24 protein-coding genes are annotated in these 21,978 nt (G+C 57.6%); 12 read left to right on the top strand and 12 right to left on the bottom strand.

Annotation, left to right across the window (positions count from 1 at the left end; translation table 11 throughout):
- The first annotated feature begins 1 nt into the window (after position 1).
- From ACMWJS_RS04625 to ACMWJS_RS04605, 5 genes are all read left to right on the top strand, one after another.
- Positions 2-886, top strand: coding sequence for a dihydrodipicolinate synthase family protein (locus ACMWJS_RS04625; protein ID WP_414746693.1), 885 nt, complete (start codon positions 2-4; stop codon positions 884-886).
- Positions 887-962: 76 nt separating this feature from the next.
- A complete protein-coding gene (locus ACMWJS_RS04620; RefSeq protein ID WP_032640176.1) occupies positions 963-2,375 on the top strand; it encodes a sodium:solute symporter family protein in 1,413 nt (470 codons plus the stop codon).
- A 1-nt stretch (position 2,376) separates the two neighbouring features.
- Complete coding sequence (locus ACMWJS_RS04615; protein ID WP_414746692.1) at positions 2,377-3,540, top strand: sialidase family protein; 1,164 nt, start codon at positions 2,377-2,379, stop codon at positions 3,538-3,540.
- On the top strand, positions 3,537-4,007 hold the full coding sequence (locus ACMWJS_RS04610) for a YhcH/YjgK/YiaL family protein (RefSeq protein ID WP_167210614.1): 471 nt from the start codon (positions 3,537-3,539) through the stop codon (positions 4,005-4,007). Before ACMWJS_RS04615 ends, ACMWJS_RS04610 begins: the two co-directional genes overlap by 4 nt.
- A 1-nt stretch (position 4,008) precedes the next feature.
- Positions 4,009-4,686, top strand: a complete 678-nt coding sequence (locus ACMWJS_RS04605; protein ID WP_414746691.1) for an SDR family NAD(P)-dependent oxidoreductase — start codon at positions 4,009-4,011, stop codon at positions 4,684-4,686.
- Here ACMWJS_RS04605 and ACMWJS_RS04600 read toward each other — a convergent pair.
- Positions 4,683-5,474 (bottom strand): PhzF family phenazine biosynthesis protein, encoded by a 792-nt coding sequence (locus ACMWJS_RS04600; protein ID WP_024908451.1) that lies wholly within the window; start codon positions 5,472-5,474, stop codon positions 4,683-4,685. The genes ACMWJS_RS04605 and ACMWJS_RS04600 overlap by 4 nt on opposite strands.
- 27 nt (positions 5,475-5,501) lie before the next feature.
- Complete coding sequence (locus tag ACMWJS_RS04595; RefSeq protein WP_262808268.1) at positions 5,502-6,290, bottom strand: PhzF family phenazine biosynthesis protein; 789 nt, start codon at positions 6,288-6,290, stop codon at positions 5,502-5,504.
- A 177-nt stretch (positions 6,291-6,467) separates the two neighbouring features.
- Here ACMWJS_RS04595 and ACMWJS_RS04590 point away from each other — a divergent pair, with 177 nt between their 5' ends.
- On the top strand, positions 6,468-7,664 hold the full coding sequence (locus ACMWJS_RS04590; RefSeq protein WP_063621608.1) for a sugar transporter: 1,197 nt from the start codon (positions 6,468-6,470) through the stop codon (positions 7,662-7,664).
- Between the two features lie 85 nt (positions 7,665-7,749).
- Here the strand turns inward: ACMWJS_RS04590 and ACMWJS_RS04585 are convergent, their stop codons facing one another.
- Positions 7,750-8,415: a MarC family NAAT transporter gene (locus ACMWJS_RS04585; RefSeq protein ID WP_069719240.1), complete on the bottom strand. Its 666-nt coding sequence runs from the start codon at positions 8,413-8,415 to the stop codon at positions 7,750-7,752.
- A 255-nt stretch (positions 8,416-8,670) separates the two neighbouring features.
- On the opposite strand from ACMWJS_RS04585, the gene marR reads away from it, so the two are divergent.
- From marR to marB, 3 genes are read left to right on the top strand one after another with little or no spacing between them, the layout of a single operon-like run.
- Positions 8,671-9,105 carry a multiple antibiotic resistance transcriptional regulator MarR gene (marR, locus tag ACMWJS_RS04580; RefSeq protein WP_008502236.1) on the top strand — a complete coding sequence of 145 codons (435 nt, stop codon included), beginning with the start codon at positions 8,671-8,673 and terminating at the stop codon, positions 9,103-9,105.
- A gap of 22 nt (positions 9,106-9,127) precedes the next feature.
- Positions 9,128-9,508 (top strand): MDR efflux pump AcrAB transcriptional activator MarA, encoded by a 381-nt coding sequence (gene marA / locus ACMWJS_RS04575; protein WP_008502237.1) that lies wholly within the window; start codon positions 9,128-9,130, stop codon positions 9,506-9,508.
- Positions 9,509-9,541: 33 nt separating this feature from the next.
- Entirely contained in the window at positions 9,542-9,760 is a 219-nt protein-coding gene (gene marB, locus ACMWJS_RS04570; RefSeq protein WP_008502238.1) for a multiple antibiotic resistance protein MarB, read from the top strand.
- 32 nt (positions 9,761-9,792) lie between these two features.
- Here the strand turns inward: marB and eamA are convergent, their stop codons facing one another.
- Positions 9,793-10,698, bottom strand: a complete 906-nt coding sequence (eamA, locus tag ACMWJS_RS04565) for an O-acetylserine/cysteine exporter (RefSeq protein ID WP_414746690.1) — start codon at positions 10,696-10,698, stop codon at positions 9,793-9,795.
- Between the two features lie 194 nt (positions 10,699-10,892).
- Between eamA and ydeE the strand changes: the two genes are divergently transcribed.
- Positions 10,893-12,116, top strand: a complete 1,224-nt coding sequence (ydeE, locus tag ACMWJS_RS04560) for an efflux MFS transporter YdeE (protein ID WP_414746689.1) — start codon at positions 10,893-10,895, stop codon at positions 12,114-12,116.
- A gap of 37 nt (positions 12,117-12,153) precedes the next feature.
- On the opposite strand, the gene zinT is transcribed toward ydeE, so the two are convergent.
- The 8 genes from zinT to ACMWJS_RS04520 all read right to left on the bottom strand — a co-directional run bounded on the left by zinT (position 12,154) and on the right by ACMWJS_RS04520 (position 20,173).
- Positions 12,154-12,795 (bottom strand): metal-binding protein ZinT, encoded by a 642-nt coding sequence (gene zinT / locus ACMWJS_RS04555; RefSeq protein WP_414746688.1) that lies wholly within the window; start codon positions 12,793-12,795, stop codon positions 12,154-12,156.
- Positions 12,796-12,847: 52 nt separating this feature from the next.
- Complete coding sequence (gene urtE / locus ACMWJS_RS04550; RefSeq protein WP_094942553.1) at positions 12,848-13,546, bottom strand: urea ABC transporter ATP-binding subunit UrtE; 699 nt, start codon at positions 13,544-13,546, stop codon at positions 12,848-12,850.
- A 9-nt stretch (positions 13,547-13,555) separates the two neighbouring features.
- The gene (gene urtD / locus ACMWJS_RS04545) at positions 13,556-14,353 is read right to left on the bottom strand and encodes an urea ABC transporter ATP-binding protein UrtD (RefSeq protein ID WP_223540491.1); all 798 of its coding nucleotides are present in this window, start codon (positions 14,351-14,353) and stop codon (positions 13,556-13,558) included.
- Complete coding sequence (gene urtC, locus ACMWJS_RS04540; protein ID WP_262823626.1) at positions 14,353-15,426, bottom strand: urea ABC transporter permease subunit UrtC; 1,074 nt, start codon at positions 15,424-15,426, stop codon at positions 14,353-14,355. The genes urtD and urtC overlap by 1 nt, the downstream gene beginning before the upstream one ends.
- Positions 15,426-17,000: an urea ABC transporter permease subunit UrtB gene (urtB, locus tag ACMWJS_RS04535; protein WP_414746687.1), complete on the bottom strand. Its 1,575-nt coding sequence runs from the start codon at positions 16,998-17,000 to the stop codon at positions 15,426-15,428. Before urtB ends, urtC begins: the two co-directional genes overlap by 1 nt.
- Positions 17,001-17,024: 24 nt before the next feature.
- Positions 17,025-18,296, bottom strand: a complete 1,272-nt coding sequence (gene urtA, locus ACMWJS_RS04530; protein ID WP_023618714.1) for an urea ABC transporter substrate-binding protein — start codon at positions 18,294-18,296, stop codon at positions 17,025-17,027.
- Positions 18,297-18,499: 203 nt separating this feature from the next.
- Entirely contained in the window at positions 18,500-19,603 is a 1,104-nt protein-coding gene (locus ACMWJS_RS04525; protein WP_045910526.1) for a cobalamin-independent methionine synthase II family protein, read from the bottom strand.
- 156 nt (positions 19,604-19,759) lie between these two features.
- Positions 19,760-20,173, bottom strand: a complete 414-nt coding sequence (locus ACMWJS_RS04520; protein ID WP_414746686.1) for a rhodanese-like domain-containing protein — start codon at positions 20,171-20,173, stop codon at positions 19,760-19,762.
- A 73-nt stretch (positions 20,174-20,246) separates the two neighbouring features.
- On the opposite strand from ACMWJS_RS04520, the gene ftrA reads away from it, so the two are divergent.
- Together ftrA and ACMWJS_RS04510 are read left to right on the top strand one after the other, a co-directional pair.
- The gene (gene ftrA / locus ACMWJS_RS04515) at positions 20,247-21,254 is read left to right on the top strand and encodes a transcriptional regulator FtrA (protein ID WP_414746685.1); all 1,008 of its coding nucleotides are present in this window, start codon (positions 20,247-20,249) and stop codon (positions 21,252-21,254) included.
- A gap of 33 nt (positions 21,255-21,287) precedes the next feature.
- Positions 21,288-21,824, top strand: a complete 537-nt coding sequence (locus ACMWJS_RS04510; protein WP_047075346.1) for a dihydrofolate reductase family protein — start codon at positions 21,288-21,290, stop codon at positions 21,822-21,824.
- Positions 21,825-21,978: the final 154 nt, after the last annotated feature.

Raw genomic sequence — 21,978 nt, 5'->3', positions numbered from 1 at the left:
AATGCGTAACAACATCAGGGGCGTGCTAACGGCCGTTGTAACCCCCTTTGACATGGAAGGCGCGCTGAACCTGTCGGGCCTGAAACGACAGATCGATCGTCAACTCAGTGCTGGCAACGGCATCTTCTGCGGCGGCACAAACGGCGAGTTCTTCGTGCTTAACGAAGAAGAAAAAATCGCCGTCACCCGCACCTGCGTGGAAACGGTGGCCGGGCGCGCACCGGTCGTGGCGCACATTGGGGAAATTTCGACCCGCGAAACCATCCGTCTGGGGAAACAGATCGCCTCGCTGGGCGTCGATGCCGTTTCCGTCATTACCCCTTACTTCGTTCCACTGAAACAGTCCGAACTCGTCGCGCACTACACCGCTATCGCCGACGCGCTAGCCGTACCGGTATTTCTGTACAACATTCCAGCGCGTACCGGCAATACCATTGAACCCGCTACCGCCCGCGCGCTGGCCGAACATCCCAACATCGTCGGTATTAAAGACAGTGCCGGGAGCTATGAAAGCCTGCTTGGATTCCTTAATGCGGTGAGAGACATGGATGGATTCGACGTGCTCAACGGCCCAGATTCGCTTATCCACCAGGGCTTCGTCGACGGATGTTCGGCCTGCATTTCCGGGCTGGCAAACGTGGCGCCGACGGCCATCAACGCTATCTGGTCACGCTTTAACGCGGGGGATATTGACGGTTCCCGCCTTGCGCAGGAGAGCGTCACCCAACTGCGCACCGAGCTCTACAACGTGGCGTTTTCCCCTGCCGCAGTCAAAAAAGCGCTGCAGATCATGGGGGAAGACGTCGGTGAGAGTCGATATGCCGTGGCATTTAGCGAGCAGCAGTGCCAACAGATACGCCGAATAGTGACAACGTCACTTAACTAAACGGCGTTGGTTTCGTCAATAAGAATACCGGGTACCTGAGGTGCCCAGGATTCACTCGCCCTGAAGAGAGGCAAAGATGAATAATTTTACCGCTGAAGATACCCTAATCATTGTGGGCATTGTTATTGCTTACATCCTTTTCACCACCTGGCTGACCTTCCGGATCCGCAGTAAAAATTCCGGCGATTTTATGGAAGGCTCCCGCGCAATGCCGGCATTTATTGTCGGGATCCTGCTGATGTCCGAGTATATCGGCGCTAAATCCACCATCGGCACCGCACAGGCGGCGTTTGAAGACGGCTTTGCCGCGTCATGGTCGGTCATCGGGGCCGCGATTGGCTTCCCGCTCTTTGGCCTGTTGCTGGTAAAACGCATCTACAACACCGGGAAAATCACTATCTCTGGTGCGATTGCTGAAAAATACGGTAACAGCACCAAAAACATTATCTCTGTCATCATGATTTACGCCCTGCTGCTGGTTAACGTGGGGAATTACGTCAGCGGCGCAGCGGCTATTTCCACCGTACTGAAAGTCAACCTGCCCGTTGCCGCCTTCATTACGGCCATCGTCAGTACCTTCTACTTCGCCTTTGGCGGCATGAAGGGGGTAGCCTGGGTGACCGTACTGCACAGCGCGCTGAAATACTTTGGTATCCTCGCTATCATGGGCTTTGCGCTCTCCAAAACCGGCGGCTTTACGCCAATGATTGAAAACATGCCGGCCTTCTACTGGACCTGGGACGGTAACATCGGTGCGTCGACCATTTTCGCGTGGCTCATCGGCACCATCGGCTCTATCTTCTGTACCCAGTTTGTAATCCAGGCAATCTCCTCCACCAAAGACGTGAAATCGGCCAAACGCTCTACCTGGGTCGCCTTCTTCTTCTGCCTGCCGATTGCGCTGGCCATTGCGGTGATTGGGGTGGCGGCAAAATACCTGCACCCGGAAATTAACAGCCTGTATGCAATGCCGATTTTCCTGCAGGACATGAACCCGTGGCTGGCCGGCCTGGTCACCACCTCTCTGGTGGCGTCTATTTTCGTCAGCGTCAGTACCGTGGCGCTGGCTATCGCCTCTCTGGTGGTAAAAGACTTTTACGTGCCGATGCGCAACCCAACGCCCGATCAAGAGTTTAAGGCCACCCGCTGGATCTCCCTGCTGATTGGTTTCCTGCCGCTGATTTTTGTTCTGCTGGTACCTGAAGTCCTGAAGCTCTCGTTCTTTACCCGCGCCATTCGCCTGTCGATTTCCGTGGTGGCCGTTATTGCGTTTTACGCGCCGTTCTTCCGCAGCACCCGCGGTGCCAATGCGGGCCTGATTGGCGCCTGCGTCGTCACCTCCGTCTGGTATCTGCTGGGCGACCCTTTCGGCATCAACAATATGTACATTGCCTTGCTGACCCCTGCCGTCATCATGGCGATCGATCGCCTCATTCCGGGAAAAGCGCAGGGTAAAGCGCCAACCCCCGCTCAAAATAATGGAGTCTGATATGTCTGTAACCGTAACCCGCGACGGGATTGTTCGACCACAACAGGATGCGCACGTGCAAACCGTCATGCTGCCCTCCTCTTGCCCACAAAACCACGCGGCGAATCTGCTGCCGCTGCCGGATGGCTCGCTGATGTGCGTCTGGTTTGGCGGCACCCAGGAAGGCATTGCCGATATCTCCGTGTGGGGGTCACGCCTGGCACCGGGCAGCCAGCAGTGGAGTGATGCGGTAAAACTGTCGGACGATGCCACGCGTTCCGAACAGAACCCGGTTCTGTTCCTGGCCCCGGACAACGTCCTGTGGCTGCTGTGGACCGCGCAGATCTCAGGTAATCAGGATACGGCTATCGTTCGCTATCGCCAGTCCCGGGATCTGGGGAAAACTTGGGGGGAGATCGCTACCCTGCTCGATAAACCGGGCACGTTTATCCGTCAGCCGATTGTCGTGGTGGATAACGGTAATTGGCTGCTCCCGGTGTTTTATTGCCGTACCCAACCAGGTGAGAAATGGGTCGGAAACGACGATATCAGCGCGGTAAAAATATCCGGGGACGGCGGCAAAACGTGGCGCGATGTTGAGGTTCCGGAAAGCCTCGGCTGCGTACATATGAATATTACCCGCCTGCTCAACGGCACACTGGTCGCCCTGTTCCGCAGCCGCTGGGCAGACAATATCTATTACAGCCAGTCAACGGATAACGGCGAAAGCTGGTCCGTACCAGAGCCCACGGAGCTCCCTAATAACAACTCCTCTATCCAGGTGACCACGCTTGCGGGCGGTGAACTCGCGCTGGTCTTTAACCCCATGAGCGCCGCCGGGGCGCGGGAACGTCGCGCCTCGTTATACGATGAAATTGACGATGGTGATGACCGCAAGGAGCCGGTTGTTACCCACGGTCGGGCGGCCTTCTGGGGCGCACCGCGGGCGCCGATGACCGTCGCCATTTCGCCTGACGGCGGAAAAAGCTGGCCGTGGCAGCGTCATCTGGATGAGGGGGATGGTTACTGCATGACCAACAACTCTCTGGAAAAGCTGAACCGCGAATTCTCCTATCCCAGCATCAAACAGGGGCCCGATGGCGCGCTTCATATCGCGTACACCTACTTCCGCCAGGCCATCAAATATGTGCGGGTGACCCCGGAATGGGTTAAGGAGTCCATATGATTATCGGTCATCTCAACGCCCTGCCGCTGGCAGGGCTTCCGTCGGCGTTGTACGCCCTGCTATCCCGTCCGGACTGCACGCTGCAGGCGCTCAGCGAACGCGATGACGGGCGCTGGCAGCCGGAAAATGCAACCTGGTTTTGCCAGATTGGTCCGGCGCAGACGCAGCCACGTGCAGATCGGCATACGGAGTACCATCGCCAGTGGGCCGATATTCAGGTTGTACTGGCAGGAGAAGAACATATTTATGCTGGCGCACGCCCCACTGGCAAGCCGGAGGACGAAGAGCGTAAACCGGATCTCTTTATTACTTCACCTGCTGAACACAGCGTGAGGATCCGTCTTGCCGCAGGAGACTTTGCGGTCTTTTGTCCGGGAGAACCCCACCAGGCGCTGTGCGCCGCAGAGGCGCCGCTGACCGTTCGCAAAGCGGTATTTAAAATTCCCCGAGCGATGCTGGAGGTCTGACATGCGTCACGCCGTCGTCACCGGGGCCAGCTCCGGAATTGGTGAGGCCATCGTCAAGCGTTTACTGGCGGAAGGCTGGCAGGTCACCGGGCTCAGCCGCCGGGCAGTGATGCTGAATGCCCCTGGCTTCACGGGCCTGCGCGTGGATATCAGCGATCCTGCTGCGCTGTGCAGCGCCCTGCAAACCATCGCGACGCCCCAGGCGGTGATCCATGCTGCAGGGATGATGGCCGCTGCGCCCCTGGGCCAGCTCGAAAGCGATGTGAGCACCTCACTGTGGCAACTCCACGTCCGGGCCTGTGAGGCGTTGTTTAACCATTTTGCGCCCACAATGGCCGCAGGTGGACGGTTTGTGGCGATTGGCAGCAGAACCTCTCGCGGTGCAGCAGGACGATCGCAGTACGTTTCCACCAAAGCAGCAATGGTAGGGATGGTCAGAAGCTGGGCGGCGGAGCTGGCCCCGCGCGGGATCACCGCTAACGTGGTCGCGCCAGGGGCAACCCAAACGCCGATGCTCAGCGCACCGGGGAGAGAAACCTCGCCGCCGAGGTGTCCGCCAATCGGACGTCTGATCGCCCCAGAGGAGGTGGCGGGGTTGGTGAATTTCTTACTTAGCAATGAAGCCGCCGCCATCACCGGACAGGAGATGGTGATATGCGGCGGCGCCTCACTCGGCTAGCGCAGGAAAACACGCCCTTTCAGATACAGGGTGGCCTGACCGCCGATCAGCACGCGGTCGCCCTTCAGCTCGCAGCGCAGATCCCCGCCACGGTGTGACACCTGGCGGGCATTGAGTGACGTTTTACCCAGCTTTTCGCTCCAGTAAGGGATCAGCATGCTGTGGGCAGATCCGGTAACCGGATCTTCGGGCACCCCTTCGCCCGGGCAGAAAAAGCGGCTGACGAAGTCATATTTATCGCCCGGCGCCGTCACGCAGATCATTTTATCCAGCGGAAGCATTGCCCCAATATCCGGCGTTAACGCTTCTACCTGCTGCTGGCTCTCCAGCACCACCAGGTAATCACGTCCAACGCGCACCTCTTTTGCCTCTGTGATGCCCAGGCCGCTAAACAACAGCGCAGGTGGGTTCTCGACCACCTCTGTTGACCACGCGGGGAAGTTCAGCGTCAGCCAGTCGCCGCTGCGTTTAACCGTCAGCTCGCCCACGAAGCGCGTGGTGAAGGTGATTTCAGTGTGCGGATAGTCAAGGTATTCGAAAATAACGTGCGATGCGGCAAGCGTGGCATGGCCGCACAGGTTAATTTCATCCAGCGTGGTAAACCAGCGCAGCTCAAACCCACCGTCGGTACGGACGAAAAAGGCGGTTTCAGACTGGTTATGCTGCTGCGCCATTTTGAGCAGCGTCTCGTCCGGCAGCCACTCTTCCAGAGGACAGACCGCTGCCGCGTTGCCGCCAAAGGTTTTGTCGCTGAAGGCATCCACCAGATAAAAATCAATTTCCTGCATTGTCTCTTCCTCTCTTGTTATGGGTATTTAGCGCAGAAAAACTGTGCCTTTCAGATAAAGTGTGGCCTGCCCGCTCATCAGCACCCGCGAGCCTTTCAGCTCACAGCGCACGTCGCCGCCGCGCGCGGAAACCTGACGGGCAAGCATGGCTGTTTTCCCCAATTTTTCGCTCCACCAGGGAATTAGCATGGTGTGCGCGGAGCCGGTGACCGGATCTTCCGGAACGGAAACGCCGGGGGAGAAAAAGCGGCTGACAAAATCGTATTCCCCCTCACCGCGCGCCGTCACGCTCACCTTATGCTCGCCCGGCGTCATCGCCGAAAAGTCCGGGGCGAGGGCCTCGACCTGTTGGCGATTTTCCAGAACGATGACCCAGGCGCGCCCTTTACGGGCTTCAACGTAGCGGCTGATACCCAGCGCCGAAAGCATTTCCGGCGGGGGCGTCTCTTCATGGGTTGGACATGCAGGGAAGTCCAGCGTCATCCAGTCCCCCTCCCGGGTGACCGTCAGGCGGCCAGAGGCGGTATCAAAGTGGATCCGCGCGTCCGGGTAATCCAGCTCGGTAAACAGTACGTGCGCCGCCGCAAGCGTAGCGTGACCGCAGAGATTGACTTCGCTAAGCGTGGTAAACCAGCGTAGCTCAATGCCCCCTTTGCTGCAGACGAAAAACGCCGTTTCCGACTGATTATGCTGCTGCGCCATCTTCAGCAAGATCTCATCGGGTAACCATGCTTTCAGCGGGCATACGGCGGCAGGATTACCGCCAAACGTGGTATCGCTGAACGCATCGACCAGATAAAAATCAATCTCCTGCATTGTCTTACCGCCTGTTTTTATTGTGTTGTTCTTTTATATTCAATGAAAACAGCGTCCCCGGCTACCGCTTTCATAAGGTAAATATTGAGATCTGCGTCACATAATGGTTGAGTTTTCGCCGTTCGACGTTTTAAGATCGTCTCCTCTTCTTTTCAGCAACGAATCTCAGACATCCCTATGACAACGAACACAGTTTCCCGCAGGGTCGCGTGGCTACGCGTGGTCACGCTGGCAGTTGCCGCGTTTATTTTTAATACCACAGAATTTGTGCCGGTTGGGCTGTTGTCTGACATCGCTGACAGTTTCCAGATGGAAACGGCGCAGGTGGGCATTATGTTGACCATCTACGCCTGGGTGGTGGCGCTGATGTCTTTGCCGTTTATGCTGCTGACCAGCCAGATGGAGCGACGCAGGCTGCTGATCGGTCTGTTTGTCTTGTTCATTGCGAGCCACGTGCTGTCGTTTATGGCGTGGAATTTTACGGTGCTGGTCATGAGCCGAATCGGCATCGCCTTTGCTCATGCGGTATTCTGGTCGATTACCGCGTCGCTGGCGATTCGCCTGGCGCCGGCAGGTAAACGCGCCCAGGCGCTGAGCCTGATTGCTACCGGTACCGCACTGGCGATGGTGCTGGGTCTGCCGATTGGCCGCATCGTGGGGCAATACTTCGGCTGGCGCACGACCTTCTTCGCCATTGGGATGGGCGCGCTGGTGACGCTGGTATGCCTGATTAAACTGCTGCCCGCGCTGCCAAGCGAACATTCCGGCTCGCTGAAAAGCCTGCCGCTGCTGATGCGTCGCCCTGCGCTGCTGAGCATCTACCTGCTGACCGCCATCGTCGTGACGGCACACTACACGGCGTACAGTTACATTGAACCGTTTGTACAGGTGGTGGCGGGCTTTAGCGCCAACTTTGCCACCGTCTTACTGCTGATCCTCGGCGGCGCGGGCATTATTGGCAGCGTGCTGTTTGGCAAGCTGGGTAACCGGCACGCCTCCTTGCTGGTGAGCAGCGCCATCGGCCTGCTGCTGGGCTGTCTGCTGTTGCTGATGCCCGCCGCGGGCAGTGAAAGCCATCTGGCGATCCTCAGCCTGTTCTGGGGCGTGGCGATCATGATTATTGGCCTGGGCATGCAGGTGAAGGTGCTGGCCCTGGCGCCGGATGCGACGGACGTCGCCATGTCGCTGTTCTCGGGGATTTTCAATCTGGGCATTGGCGCGGGGGCGCTGGTGGGAAATCAGGTCATCCTGCACGTGTCGATGTCGGCGATTGGCTATCTGGGGGCTATTCCGGCCCTGGTGGCGCTGATCTGGTCGGTACTCATCTTCCGTAAGTGGCCGGTGGCGCTGGAGGAACAGGGGCAGCACGGGTGAGGGTTGTTGGTGCCGGGTGGCGCTGCGCTTACCCGGCCTACAAAACCCGTAGGCCCGTGCAAGCGAAGCGCCGCCGGGCAAGACATCAATGATAGGTCTTAATAATCTCCAGCACGCCGTTAATAATAAACTGCACGCCCATACAGACCAGTAAGAAGCCCATCAGACGGGAAATTGCCTCGATACCGCCCTTACCTACCCAGCGCATAATGGCGCCGGAGCTGCGCAGCGACACCCACACGATAAGACCGATAATCGCAAAAATCAGCGGTGGCGCAACCGTCAGTACCCAGTCCGGGAAAGTTGCGCTGTCACGCACCGTTGACGCGGAGCTGATGATCATCGCGATAGTCCCCGGCCCCGCCGTGCTCGGCATGGCAATCGGCACAAAGGCGATATTCGCACTCGGTTCGGTTTCCAGCTCTTCCGATTTGCTGGTCGCTTCCGGCGACTCATGCGCTTTTTGCGCCGGGAACAACATGCGGAAACCAATAAAGGCCACAATCAGCCCCCCGGCGATACGCAGACCAGGGATGGAAATCCCGAAGGTATTCATCACCACCTGTCCGGCGTAATAAGCCACCATCATGATGGCAAACACATACACCGAGGCCATCATCGACTGATGGTTGCGCTCGGCGCTGTTCATGTTCCCTGCCAGCCCGAGGAAAAGCGCCACCGTCGTTAACGGGTTAGCCAACGGCAGCAAGACCACCAGCCCGAGGCTGACTGCTTTAATTAAATCCAACATAGTGCGTTGTCGTCCTTATCCATATTTAACACAGCAATTATAGGGGGAAAGTGTGACATTCAGCCATGGGGGCAACGTAACGATTATTTTCCTTCAGAAAAGATAACTGTCAGTTATCTCTATGATTTGAAAGACCTCAAAAAAAGTTCATGAAACGTTTTAGCAATTCGTGGCATCGGCTGATTCATTCAGTTGACTTATACTTGCCTGAGCAATAATATCTGCCGTGACTAACTACTTGCCAGGGCAACCATTGTGAAAAGCACCAGTGATATCTTTAACGACGTTGTTCCGCTGGGTCGTCTTATTCATATGGTCAATCAGAAAAAAGATCGCCTGCTCAATGACTACCTGTCACCGCTGGATATCACCGCAACACAGTTCAAAGTGCTGTGTTCCATTCGCTGCGAAGTGTGTATCACGCCGGTTGAGCTGAAAAAGGTGCTCTCTGTCGATCTGGGTGCGTTAACCCGCATGCTCGATCGTCTCGTCTGCAAAGGATGGATAGAACGAAGCCCTAACCCGAATGACAAACGCGGCGTACTGGTGAAGCTAACCAGCGATGGCGCGGCCATGTGCGAGCAATGTCATCAATTAGTAGGACAAACACTGCATCAGGAACTAACAAAAAACTTAACGGCAGATGAAGTGGCAACCCTTGAGCTTCTGCTGAAGAAAATCCTGCCGTAAACAGAAAAAAAGAGGTATGACGATGTCCAGACGCAATACTGACGCTATCACCATTCATAGCATTTTGGACTGGATCGAGGATAACCTGGAATCGCCGCTCTCCCTTGAAAAAGTGTCAGAGCGTTCGGGTTACTCCAAATGGCACCTGCAACGGATGTTCAAAAAAGAGACCGGTCATTCATTAGGTCAATATATTCGCAGCCGCAAGCTGACGGAAATTGCCCAGAAACTGAAAGAAAGCAATGAGCCGATCCTTTATCTGGCGGAGCGTTACGGATTTGAATCGCAGCAAACCCTGACGCGTACGTTCAAGAACTATTTTGACGTGCCGCCTCATAAGTACCGAATCACCAGCGTGCCGGGCGAATCCCGATACCTGTATCCGTTAAAACACTGTAGTTAATCATCGCCTGTAACAGACGTAACCGAGGAAATCATGAAAGTTATCGCCTCCGCCGCCCTCGCCTTGCTGGTGCTGTTCTCCAGCCAGACCTTCGCGGAGCAAACCCCTCGTGCAACGCAGCAAAATAATCCTGATACGATGATTTTGCCGTCAGCACATGACCAGTCGCCTTATGATTTCAACCACATGGGTGCTGGTAGCGACAAATCCGACGAATTAGGCGTGCCTTATTATAATCAGCACGGCTTCTGATTCGTTTTTGCCCCGCAGATGCGGGGCTTTTTTTATGCCTTTTCGCTTACCCGCGTCGTCCGACGAACCCGCAGACCAAACACGTTAATGTACAGCCCGGCCATGATCAGCACGGCACCCAACAGCTGCAGCGCGCTTAGCGTTTCATCCAGCAATATCGCCGCACTGGCAAGTCCTACCACCGGCACCAGCAGAGATAACGGCGCGACGCGCCAGGTCTCATACCGTCCCAGCAGCGATCCCCAGATCCCGTAGCCCACAATGGTGGCGACAAAGGCCAGATAGACGAGAGACAGGATCGTGGTCATATCGATGTCGACCAGACTGTTCATCATCACCGCCGGACCGTCCAGAATACTCGACGCCAGCAGAAACGGAATAACCGGGATCAGTGCGCTCCACACCACCAGCGACATCACCGCCGGGCGCGCCTCGTGCTGCATAATCAGCTTGTTGAAGATATTCCCGCAGGCCCAGCTCAGCCCCGCCGCCAGCGTCAACATAAACCCGAGCAGCGCCACATGCTGACCATTCAGGCTGGCCTCGATCAGCACCAGCACGCCGAACACCGCAAGGGTGATCCCTGCCAGCTGTTTGCCCTGCAGACGCTCGCCAAACACGAACGCCCCGAGAATAATGGTAAAGAACGCCTGCGCCTGTAACACCAGCGAGGCAAGACCCGCCGGCATACCGAACTTGATGGCGCAAAAGAGAAACGCGAACTGGCCAAAGCTAATGGTCAGACCGTAGCCCAGCAGCAGTTTAAAGAGGATCTTTGGACGCGCCACAAAAAAGATGGCCGGGAAAGCGACCAGCATAAAGCGTAAACCGGCCAGCATCAGCGGCGGCATGTTATGCAGCCCCAGCTTAATGACCACAAAGTTGAGCCCCCATACTACGACCACCAGCAATGCCAGCAGCCCGTCTTTCCGCGTCATATCCCGCCCCTGAATTATTAATAATTTGTTAACACTTCAAGGTAACAGAAAAAAGTACATCACGAGAAGATCATTATTTCTGGCAGGCAGCTGAAGCACTTAGGGATAAATCAGGTGCTATACAAGCCCCTTATGTCATGGTAATCCTGTTAACACACATCTAATAAAAGCATAAGCAACTGTCGGGCAGGAATATGAAACCATCTCTCAGGCGCTCAACCGCAGCGCTGCTGGCATCGTCATTGTTGTTAACCATCGGTAGAGGGGCAACGCTGCCGTTCATGACCATCTATCTCACGCGCGTCTACAGCATGAGCGTCGAGAATATTGGTTATGCCCTGACCGTGGCGCTGACCATTGGCGTGGTATTCAGCCTGGGATTTGGCATTCTGGCCGATAAGTTTGATAAAAAACGCTACATGCTGATCGCGATTGTGGCGTTTATCGCCGGCTTTGTGGCGATCCCGCTGGTCAATAACGTCACGCTGGTGGTGCTGTTCTTTGCGCTGATTAACTGCGCCTACTCCGTCTTTTCGACGGTGCTGAAAGCCTGGTTCTCCGACGTACTGACGTCCAGCCAGAAGGCGCGGGTCTTCTCGCTGAACTACAGCTTCCTGAACATTGGTTGGACGGTCGGCCCGCCCATTGGCACCCTGCTGGTAATGTACAGCCTGCAGCTGCCGTTCTGGCTGGCAGCCTTCTGTGCCGCCCTGCCGCTGGGCTTTATCCATTTCTTTGTGCAAAAAAGCGTGGCGTTAGATACCGCAGAGGAGAAGATGCCCTGGCAGCCGTCGGTCTTGCTGAAAGACCGCGCGCTGTTCTGGTACACGCTCTCTGGCCTGCTGGCGTCCTACGTGGGTGGGTCGTTCGCGAGTTGTATTTCGCAATACGTTCTGGCCGCGCATGCGGACAGTGATTTCGCCGAAAAGGTGGTGGCCGTGGTGCTCCCGGTCAACGCTGCCGTGGTGGTGACGCTGCAATATGCGCTGGGCCGCAAAATCTCAGCCAGCAATATCCGCCCGCTGATGACCCTTGCCACCCTGTTTTTTATCGTGGGACTGGGCGGCTTTATGCTCTCCGGGGAAAATCTGGTTTACTGGGGCATCGCTGCCGCCATTTTCACGCTGGGTGAGATTATCTATGCGCCGGGTGAATACATGCTGATCGACAACATTGCGCCACCGGGAATGAAGGCGAGCTATTTCTCCGCGCAGGCGCTGGGATGGCTCGGCGCGGCGGCAAACCCGATGATCACCGGTATCATCCTGACCAACCTGCCGCACTGGTCCTTGTTTGTGATCATGATGGTCGCCATCGCCATGGCCTGGCTGATGATTTTGCGCGGGATGAGCGTGAAAACTGAAGATAGCGTGTCGGGTGGCGCTGCGCTTACCCGACCTACAAAACCCGAATCGTAGGCCGGGTAAGGCGAAGCCGCCACCCGGCAATAAAGCATCAGTGGTGCAACATCTCCTCCACCACCTGCTCTTTATACATCTCGTTCGGGTAATAGGTCGGCCAGTTGTCCATCTCTTTCAGCAGCGCCTCCTGAGAGGTGTTGCCCATGAAGATATGGAAGTGAGACGAGGCCTTCGGTCCGATGGTATGATCGCTGAACTGCACGAACTTCGGCGCCTTGCTAGCGGCATCCTTACACTCAAACAGATAGCGAACGCCTTTCTTACCTGACGCGTAGGTCAGAATTTTGTAGCCGCTGTAATCATACTGACACCGGCTGACCGCTTTGCCCTGATGGAATTCCATCACGTTATTTTCGATGCCGATGGCATCCACGTCCGTCGCATATCCCGTGCGGTAGTAGGCTTTCACCTCATCAAAGGATTTGCTTTTGTCTTTCTGGGCTTTCTGTCTAAAGACCGGATCCAGCGAACCATCGAGCAGGAGCGGATAGACCGACTGCCAGGTGCCGTCCCAGTCAGACAGCACTCTGTCCTTCACGTCTTTATCCTCAAACACGCCGTTCGCAGCCTTCTGTTCCGCTTCGGTCATCTGATGGCCGTGCGAGTGAGCAAACAGCTGGCCGCTGACCAGCAGCGCCCCCAGAGTCATGGCAAATTTTCCAATATGTGCAGCCAAAGTAACGCCCTCATTCCGTTTTATAAGAATGAGGATGTTATATTATAACATTTCAGATCGCAACCAGGCCGCGCACGCCCTCCTGCTCCATGTTTTCGCCCCGCCCGCGCTGAATAATGGTGCCGCGGGACATCAGCAGATAGCTGTCGGCCAGCTCGGCGGCAAAGTCGTAAAACTGCTCCACCAGAAGGATCGCCATGTCACCTCTGTTTGCCAGGGTGCGGATCACGTGGCCGATCTCTTTAATAACGGAAGGCTGTATGCCTTCGGTCGGTTCATCCAGGATCAGCAGCTGCGGACGGCTCGCCAGCGCGCGCCCAATCGCCAGCTGCTGCTGTTGCCCGCCGGAGAGATCACCCCCGCGACGGTGCTTCATCTCTTTGAGCACCGGGAACAGCTGCCAGATCTCCTCCGGCACCTGCTTCGCCTCGCGGGCGGAAAATCGCGACAGCCCCAGCAGGAGGTTCTCTTCCACGGTCAGGCGCGGGAAAATCTCCCGTCCCTGCGGGACATACGCCACGCCAGACTGTACCCGCTGGTGCGGTTTACTGTGGGTGATCGTTTTTCCCTGCCAGATGACCTCCCCGGTTTTCGCCGGGATCAGCCCCATCAGACACTTCAACAGCGTGGTTTTCCCCACGCCGTTGCGACCCAGCAGACAGGTGACTTCGCCGGTGATGGCCTCAAAGCTCACGCCGCGCAGGATATGGCTGCCGCCGTAATACTGATTCAGTTCGTTGACCTGTAACATTCCCTCTCCTTAACGTCCCAGATAGACCTCAATCACCTGCTCGTTGGCCTGAACTTCGCGAAGCGACCCTTCCGCCAGCACCCGCCCCTGATGCAGCACGGTCACATGGTCGGCGATGGTTTCAACAAAGCCCATATCGTGCTCCACCACCATCAGGGAGTGTTTGCCAGCCAGCGTTTTGAACAGCTCTGCGGTGTATTCCGTTTCCGCGTCGGTCATTCCGGCGGCGGGTTCATCCAGCAGCAGCAGATGCGGGTCCTGCACCAGCAACATGCCGATCTCCAGAAACTGCTTTTGTCCGTGGGAAAGCAGCCCGGCGCGGCGGTCGCGCTCGCCGGTCAGCCGCAGTAAAACCAGCATCTCGTCGATCCGATCGCGCTGCTCGCCGTTGAGTTTTGCCCGCAGGCTCGCCCAGACGGACTTATCGGTTTTCATCGCGATCTCCAGGTTTTCCCACACCGTCAGCGCCTCAAAGACCGTGGGTTTCTGGAATTTACGCCCGATGCCCTGGCGCGCAATGGCCGCTGGCTCCAGCGCGGTCAGGTCGATGGACTGGTCGTAAATCGCCCTGCCGCTCTTTGGCCGCGTTTTGCCGGTGATAACGTCCATCAGCGTGGTTTTACCGGCCCCGTTGGGACCGATCACGCAGCGCAGCTCGCCCACGCCGATATTCAGCGAGAGATCGGTCAGGGCCTGAAAGCCATCAAAATTGACGTTAATCGCCTCAAGCTGCAGGACCGGGTCGGTCTGATCGCGGTAGCGATCGCCGGGTAACTGGCGGGTGAATAATCCTTCGGCTGGCTGCATTATTTTTCTCCCTTACGAAACAGTCCGTAGACGCCGCGCGGTAAAAACAGCGTAACGGCGATAAAAATCAGCCCCAGAAACAGCTGCCAGTATTCCGGCATCGCGACGGTGAAGAAACTTTTCGCCCCGTTCACCAGCGCCGCGCCAATCACCGGCCCCACCAGCGTGCCGCGCCCACCCAGCGCCACCCAGATGGCGGCCTCTATCGAGTTTGTCGGCGACATTTCCCCCGGGTTGATAATGCCCACCTGCGGCACATAGAGCGCCCCCGCCAGACCGCACAGTACGGCAGAGATCGTCCACACCAGCAGCTTGAACCCGCGCGGATCGTAGCCGCAAAACGTCAGCCGGTTTTCGGCGTCGCGAACGGCGGTCAGAATGCGGCCAAACTTGCTCTTCGCCAGCGCAAACCCGGTGCCCAGGGCCAGGAGCAGCAACAGCACGGTGGCCAGAAACAGCGCGATACGGGTCGTCGTTTCCGTTACTGAAAACCCGAGCAGCGTGGTGAAGCCGGTAAAGCCGTTATTGCCGCCAAAGCCGGTTTCGTTGCGAAAGAACAGCAGCATCCCGGCATAGGTCAGCGCCTGGGTCATAATCGAGAAATAGACCCCTTTGATCTTCGAGCGGAAGGCAAACCAGCCAAATACCAGCGCCAGCAGCCCCGGCACCAGCACAATCAGCACCAGCGCCCAGGCAAAATGCTGGGTGCCCCACCAGAACCACGGCAGTTCGCTCCAGGAGAGAAACGACATAAACGCAGGCAGACCGTCACCTGCAGCCTGGCGCATCAGGTACATGCCCATCGCGTAGCCGCCAAGCGCGAAGAAGATCCCGTGCCCAAGCGACAGCATACCGGCATAGCCCCACACCAGATCCAGCGCCACCGCAACGATGGCATAGCAGAGGATCTTGCCAATCAGCGTCAGCATCCAGGTCGACAGCGCCAGCGGATGCGTCGCAGGCAGTAAGGCGAAAAACGGCAATATCAGCAGACACACCACCAGCAGGCTGCCTGCAAGTTGCGTTGTGCGTGGCGCTTTGCGCGCCAGCGTTAAGGTCAGCGGCTGGCTCATCAGTCAATTACCCTCCCTTTCAGCGCAAACAGTCCCTGGGGGCGTTTCTGAATAAACAGCACGATCGCCACCAGAATCACGATTTTGCCCAGCACCGCCCCCATCTGTGGTTCAAGGATTTTATTAAAGATCCCCAGACCAAATGCCGCGGCCACGCTGCCTGCCAGCTGGCCTACGCCTCCGAGCACCACAACAAGGAAGGAGTCGATGATATAGCCCTGGCCCAGCTCCGGCCCGACGTTACCGAGCTGCGATAACGCCACGCCGCCTAACCCCGCAATCCCGGAGCCAAGCCCGAACGCCAGCATATCGACGCGGCCTGTCGGTACCCCGCAGCAGGCGGCCATGCTGCGGTTTTGCGTCACCGCCCGCACGTTGAGCCCCAGACGGGTTTTATTCAGAATGAGCCAGGTGAAGAACAGCACCAGCAGCACGAAGCCCAGCACCACAATGCGGTTCCACGGCAGCGTCAGGTTGGCAAAAACCTGCACCCCGCCGGAGAGCCATGCCGGGTTCGCCACCTCGAGGTTCTGGGCGCCAAAGGTCATGCGCACCAGCTGGATAAGCATCAGGCTGATGCCCCACGTCGCCAGCAGCGTTTCCAGCGGACGACCGTACAGATGACGGATCACCGTGCGCTCCAGCACCATTCCAATGCCCGCCGTCAGGCAGAACGCGACCGGCAAGGCGATAACGGGATAGAGCGCCAGCCACTGGGGTGCAAGCCCGGCCATCGCCTGCTGCACCATCCAGGTAGCATATGCCCCCAGCATCAGCATCTCGCCGTGGGCCATGTTAATCACGCCCAGCAGGCCGTAGGTGATAGCCAGCCCCAGCGCGGCCAGCAGCAGTACCGATCCGAGGGACAGCCCCATAAACGCCTGGCCCAGCAGATCGCCCCACATCAGTCGGTGCTGGATCTGGCTAAGACTCTCTTCTGCGGCCGCGCGAACGCCGCTATCCGGCTCCGTCTGTGGCTGGGTAAACGGGGTGAGTCTGGACTGTACGTCCGGATCGTCGGACTGGCCTAACAACGCCACGGCCTTGCGGCGCACCTCGGCCTGCGGGCTTGCCAGCTGAAGATTCGCGACCGCCAGCAGCAGCGCCTGACGCGCCACGGCATCCGTTTCATCGCTCACTCGCTTTTCCAGAAAAGCGAGCATGTCGGGCCGGGCATCGCGCTGCAGCTGACGCGCCGCCGCCCGCCTTTCAGTGACACTGTCACTCACCAGCTGATGCGTGGCGATGGCGGTCGCAGCCAGCACGCGCAGCCGGTTCGTCAGACGAACGGCTTTGGTTGGGCCCTCTGCCGTCTGACTTTCCCCCAGCGGGATGACGTTGCCACCGCGTTGTGCAAAGGCGTGCTTTTGCGTATCGACGTAGAGGTTTTCTTTCTGCAGCGCCTCAAGGAGCGGCAGTCTTGACGCATCCGGCGCGGCGGCCCACTGCGTCAACAAATCCGCCTGCTGGCTGCGGCTGGCGGCAACAAAACGATCGGCATCCGATGCCTGCACCATCCCTGGCAGCAGTCCGGAAAGCCATACAAGAGCGATGAACAGGCGCATGGCGTTCATGACGTTTCTCCCTGCGGTGATGGCTTAGTTACTGGCGGTTTTCATCGGCTGGTCGGGCTTTTTGTCATTCCCGGCGATGAACGGACTCCACGGCTGGGCGCGTACCGGCTGTTCGGTCTGCCACACCACGTTAAACTGACCGTTGCCTTCGATTTCACCGATCATGACCGGCTTATGCAGATGATGGTTGGTGGCATCCATGGTGAGCGTAAAGCCTGACGGCGCCTTAAAAGACTGACCGGCCATCGCCGCACGCACTTTGTCCACATCGGTAGTGCCTGCTTTTTCCACCGCCTGCGCCCACATATGAATCCCCACGTAAGTCGCTTCCATCGGGTCGTTGGTCACCACGGTGTCGGCGTTCGGCAGCTTGTGCGCCTTCGCATAGGCTTTGTAATCCGCCACGAACGCCTGGTTAGTCGGATTATCGACGGACTCAAAGTAGTTCCACGCCGCCAGGTTACCCACCAGCGGTTTGGTGTCGATCCCGCGTAGTTCTTCTTCACCGACAGAGAAGGCCACCACCGGCACGTCGGTCGCTTTCAGCCCCTGGTTAGCCAGCTCTTTGTAGAACGGTACGTTGGAGTCGCCGTTGATGGTCGACACCACGGCGGTTTTGCCGCCCGCAGAGAATTTTTTGATGTTGGCGACGATGGTCTGGTAGTCGCTGTGACCAAACGGGGTATACACCTCTTCGATGTCCTTATCCTCCACCCCTTTCGAATGCAAGAACGCGCGCAGGATCTTGTTGGTGGTACGCGGATAGACGTAATCGGTTCCCAGCAGGAAGAAGCGTTTCGCCGCGCCGCCGTCTTCGCTCATCAGGTATTCCACCGCCGGGATCGCCTGCTGGTTCGGCGCCGCGCCGGTATAGAAGACGTTTGGCGACATTTCCTCGCCCTCATACTGCACCGGATAGAACAGCAGGCCGTTCAGCTCCTCGAAAACCGGCAGTACGGATTTGCGCGAAACCGAGGTCCAGCAGCCGAATACCACTGCCACTTTATCCTGGCTCAGCAGCTGACGGGCCTTCTCGGCAAACAGCGGCCAGTTTGAGGCCGGGTCCACCACCACCGGCTCCAGTTTCTTGCCCAGCACGCCGCCTTTGGCGTTGATCTCGTCGATGGTCATCAGGGCGACATCTTTCAGCGGGGTCTCGGAGATAGCCATCGTGCCGGAAAGAGAATGCATTATCCCCACTTTGATGGTATCGGCCGCCTGCGCGCCAAAACTCATCCCCATCGCCACGACGGACGCAGACAACGCGAAGGCTTTTAGTAAAGTACGACGGTGCATATTTTCACTCCTGAAAAAGAACGCTGTGCGAAAACGTCCGTTACGGCGTGGACGCGGAAATAAATGTGTCAGCGAAGCAGGAGCAAAAAGAATGCCAGAATGGAGATAGCGCTATTTCTGGGAGGGGAACGCCGGATGTAAAGAGAACGTCTCACAATGGCACAGCGCTGCACTTTTATAATGCAGCGCTGAGGAGGAAGGTTTTACCAGACTTCGCTGGCGATCTGCGTGACCAGACGGACTTTGTCCCACTGCTGGGATTCGCTCAGGCTGTTGCCCTCTTCGGTAGAGGCAAAGCCGCACTGCGGGCTAAGGCAAATTTGCTCTTTCGCCACGTATTTCGCCGCCTCTTCCAGACGGGCTTTAATCCCCTCCGGGTTCTCCAGCTCGCCGTTTTTCGTGGTAATAAGACCCAGCACCACCTGCTGCTTGCCCGGGCGGACAAAGCGCAATGGCGCAAAATCCCCGCTGCGGTCGTTATCATATTCGAGGAAGAAGGCGTCAACGTTGACGGTTCCGAACAGCACTTCCGCTACCGGCTCGTAGCCGCCCTCGGAAATCCAGGTGGAGCGGAAATTGCCGCGACAGACGTGCAGCCCGATGGTCAGGTCGTCCGGCTTGCCCTCCAGCGCCTTGTTCAGCACGCGGGCATAGATGCGCGCCAGCTCATCGGCGTCGTCGCCTCGCTCGCGGATCTGACGGCGCTGATCGTCCGAACAGAGATAGGCCCAGACGGTGTCATCCAGCTGCAGATAACGGCAGCCCGCATCGTAGAAGGCCCGAATGGCGTCGCGCCAGGTGGTGGCCAGATCGTCAAAATAGACGTTCAGGTCCGGATAGACGGTCGCATCAATGTCTTTGCGACCGCCGCGGAAATGCAGCACGCTCGGGCTGGGAATGGTCATTTTCGGCTGGGCGTTCCCGCTGATGCTTTTCAGATAGCGAAAGTCTTCCAGCATCGGATGCTCGCCAAAGCCCAGCTTGCCGGTGACGCGCACGCCGTGGGCTTTGGTTTGCACGCCGTTAAACTGGATGCCCTGCTGCGAATCGTAACGCTCAACGCCCTGTAGACCGTCGAAGAAGTCGAAGTGCCACCAGGCACGACGAAACTCACCATCGGTCACCACATGCAGGCCGCACGCACACTGCTGCTCGACGACGTGGCGAATGGCCTCGTCCTCCACCGCGCGAAGCTGCCCGGCATCAATCTCACCGCTAGCAAATTTCAGGCGAGCCTGCTTGATGGCATCCGGGCGTAAAAAACTGCCGACTACATCGGCGCGGAACGGGGCGTGGTGTCGTTGCATGGAAATCTCCTCAGTCTGCCGGCAATAATTGCCCACAGTGATAATTCATCATTTGAAGTTTTAGACTTCTGGATGTCTAAATGTCCAAAAACAATGTCATACCTCACCGGTGCCGGCAAACGAGAAAATTTCACGGGTGTTGAAAAAAATTCATCTTCACAGCGCGGCGACGGACGCCTCGCTGGCAAACGCGTAGCGTTCATCTTCCCAGCCGGTGATCCCACCGAGCATGATTTTGACCGGCAGCCCGAGACGCGCCAGCTTCAGCGCGGCTCTGTCCGCGCCGTTACAGTGCGGCCCTGCGCAGTAGACGACGAACAGCGTTCCTTCAGGCCATTGGGCCATGCGCTCAGCGGTCATCTGGCTCCATGGCATATGCAGAGCGCCCGGCACATGGCGACGGGCAAACTGCTCCGGGCTTCCCACAACGTGCAGTAAAACAAAGTCCTGCTCATTATGCGTGATGGCATGATGCACATCGGCGCAGTCGGTTTCGACGCTCAGGCGGCGCAGGAAATGGGTAACGGCTTCCTGCGGCTCGGCAGCTGGAAATTCAGTAACATATCTCATGATCCTTCCTCATCTTTGGCGTTTGTGTTAACACTACTCTATCCACAAATTCAGCCCGTGAATGCGCTCGCTTATGCCAGAAAACAGCAAAAAGATGACAACGTTAAGACAGATTGCCCGCCCGAAGGTGGTGGTGCTGGCGTATGACGGTCTGTGTACCTTTGAGTTTGGGGTGGCGGTGGAAATCTTCGGCCTGCCGCGCCCCGAGTTGGGCGACGACTGGTATCGTTTTGCCGTGGCAAGCGTTGACAGCGGTGAGCTTCGGGCGACAGGCGGGATCCGTATCATTACCGATGGCGATCTCTCCCTGCTTGCGTCTGCCGATCTGATCGTGGTGCCGGGCTGGCGTGGGCTGGATTCGCCGGTGCCGGACGCGCTCTGCAACGCATTACGTCAGGCCAGCGCGCGAGGCTGTCAGCTGCTCTCCATCTGCTCGGGCGTATTTGTGCTGGCCGCCTCGGGGCTGCTGAACGGACGTAAAACCACGACGCACTGGCGCTACATTGAAACGCTAAAAACCCGCTTCCCTGACATCGACGTGGTCGAGGATGTGCTCTACCAGGACGAAGGCGATATACTGACTTCCGCAGGCAGCGCGGCGGGGATCGATCTCTGCCTTCACGTTGTACGAAGAGATTATGGGATGGAAACCGCCAACAGCGTGGCGCGTCGGCTGGTCATTCCCCCTCACCGGGATGGCTCTCAGCCGCAACAGCTGAGTCGCCCGGTGGCGCAGCTGCGCGAAAGCCAGCGCCTTGGTCAGCTGTTTGATTTTCTGCACACGCATCTTACCGAGCCGCACAGCGTCGACTCGCTGGCGCGCCGCGTCGGTATGAGTCAGCGCACGTTTCTTCGTCGCTTCGAAGCGGCAACGGGAACGACGCCTGCCCGCTGGTTACTCAACGAGCGCCTGCTGCGGGCGAAAGATTATCTGGAAAGCAGCCGTTTAAGCATCGACAGCATCGCGGAACAGACCGGGTTTGGCCAGGCATCGACGCTGCGTCATCATTTTCGCCAGCAGTTCGCTATTTCCCCGGCCCAGTACCGTAAACAATTTTCCCATTCCGGTACTGCCCGCTGAGGCGTTAGTTTTATGGTTAATACGGAGCACCTGATGGTCACCACACACGTTTTTATCGCAACCAGTCTTGATGGCTACATCGCCAGACACAATGACGATATCGAGTGGCTGCTGCAGCGCGATGACCCGACTGAGGATCATGGCTACGCGGCGTTCATCGCGGACAAAGAGTGGATCGTGATGGGCCGGGGGAGCTATGAGAAGGTGCTGACTTTTGACACCTGGCCCTATGACCGGCCCGTGCTGGTCCTCTCCCGACGGCTGGCCGACACGCCCGTGCCCGACGCACTGAGGGGAAAAGTACAGTTTTCCGGCCGCACGCCAAAGGAGGTGCTCGACGATCTGGCGATGCAGAACGTCCATCGCGTCTATCTTGATGGTGGGCAGGTGATACAGTCGTTTCTGCGAGAAGGACTGGTCGCCGATATGGTGATCACGACCGTTCCTGTCCTGCTCGGCTCGGGTAAATCACTGTTTGGCGCCCTGCCCGGGGATATCGATTTGACGCTGGTCTCCAGCCGCAGCTTCCCTTCGGGTCTGGTGCAGTCGCACTACCGACTGATGCCGTAAAACCACGGTAAATACTGCGCAAAAAAAACCGCCAAAAATGGCGGTAAATGCTTGCATGGATAGATTTGTATTTTGGTCTCTACGTCCCGACACGACATAGCCGGGCTGCGGATCCCATACAAGCTAACACCCGTTGTCTTAACGAAGGTTAAAC

The organism is Enterobacter sp. HK-058-C-ECC, assembly GCF_047531125.1.
Lineage (GTDB): Bacteria > Pseudomonadota > Gammaproteobacteria > Enterobacterales > Enterobacteriaceae > Enterobacter > Enterobacter quasiroggenkampii.
Note: the sequence above shows the minus strand (reverse complement) of the source record. Positions and strands in the feature narration are given on the sequence as shown.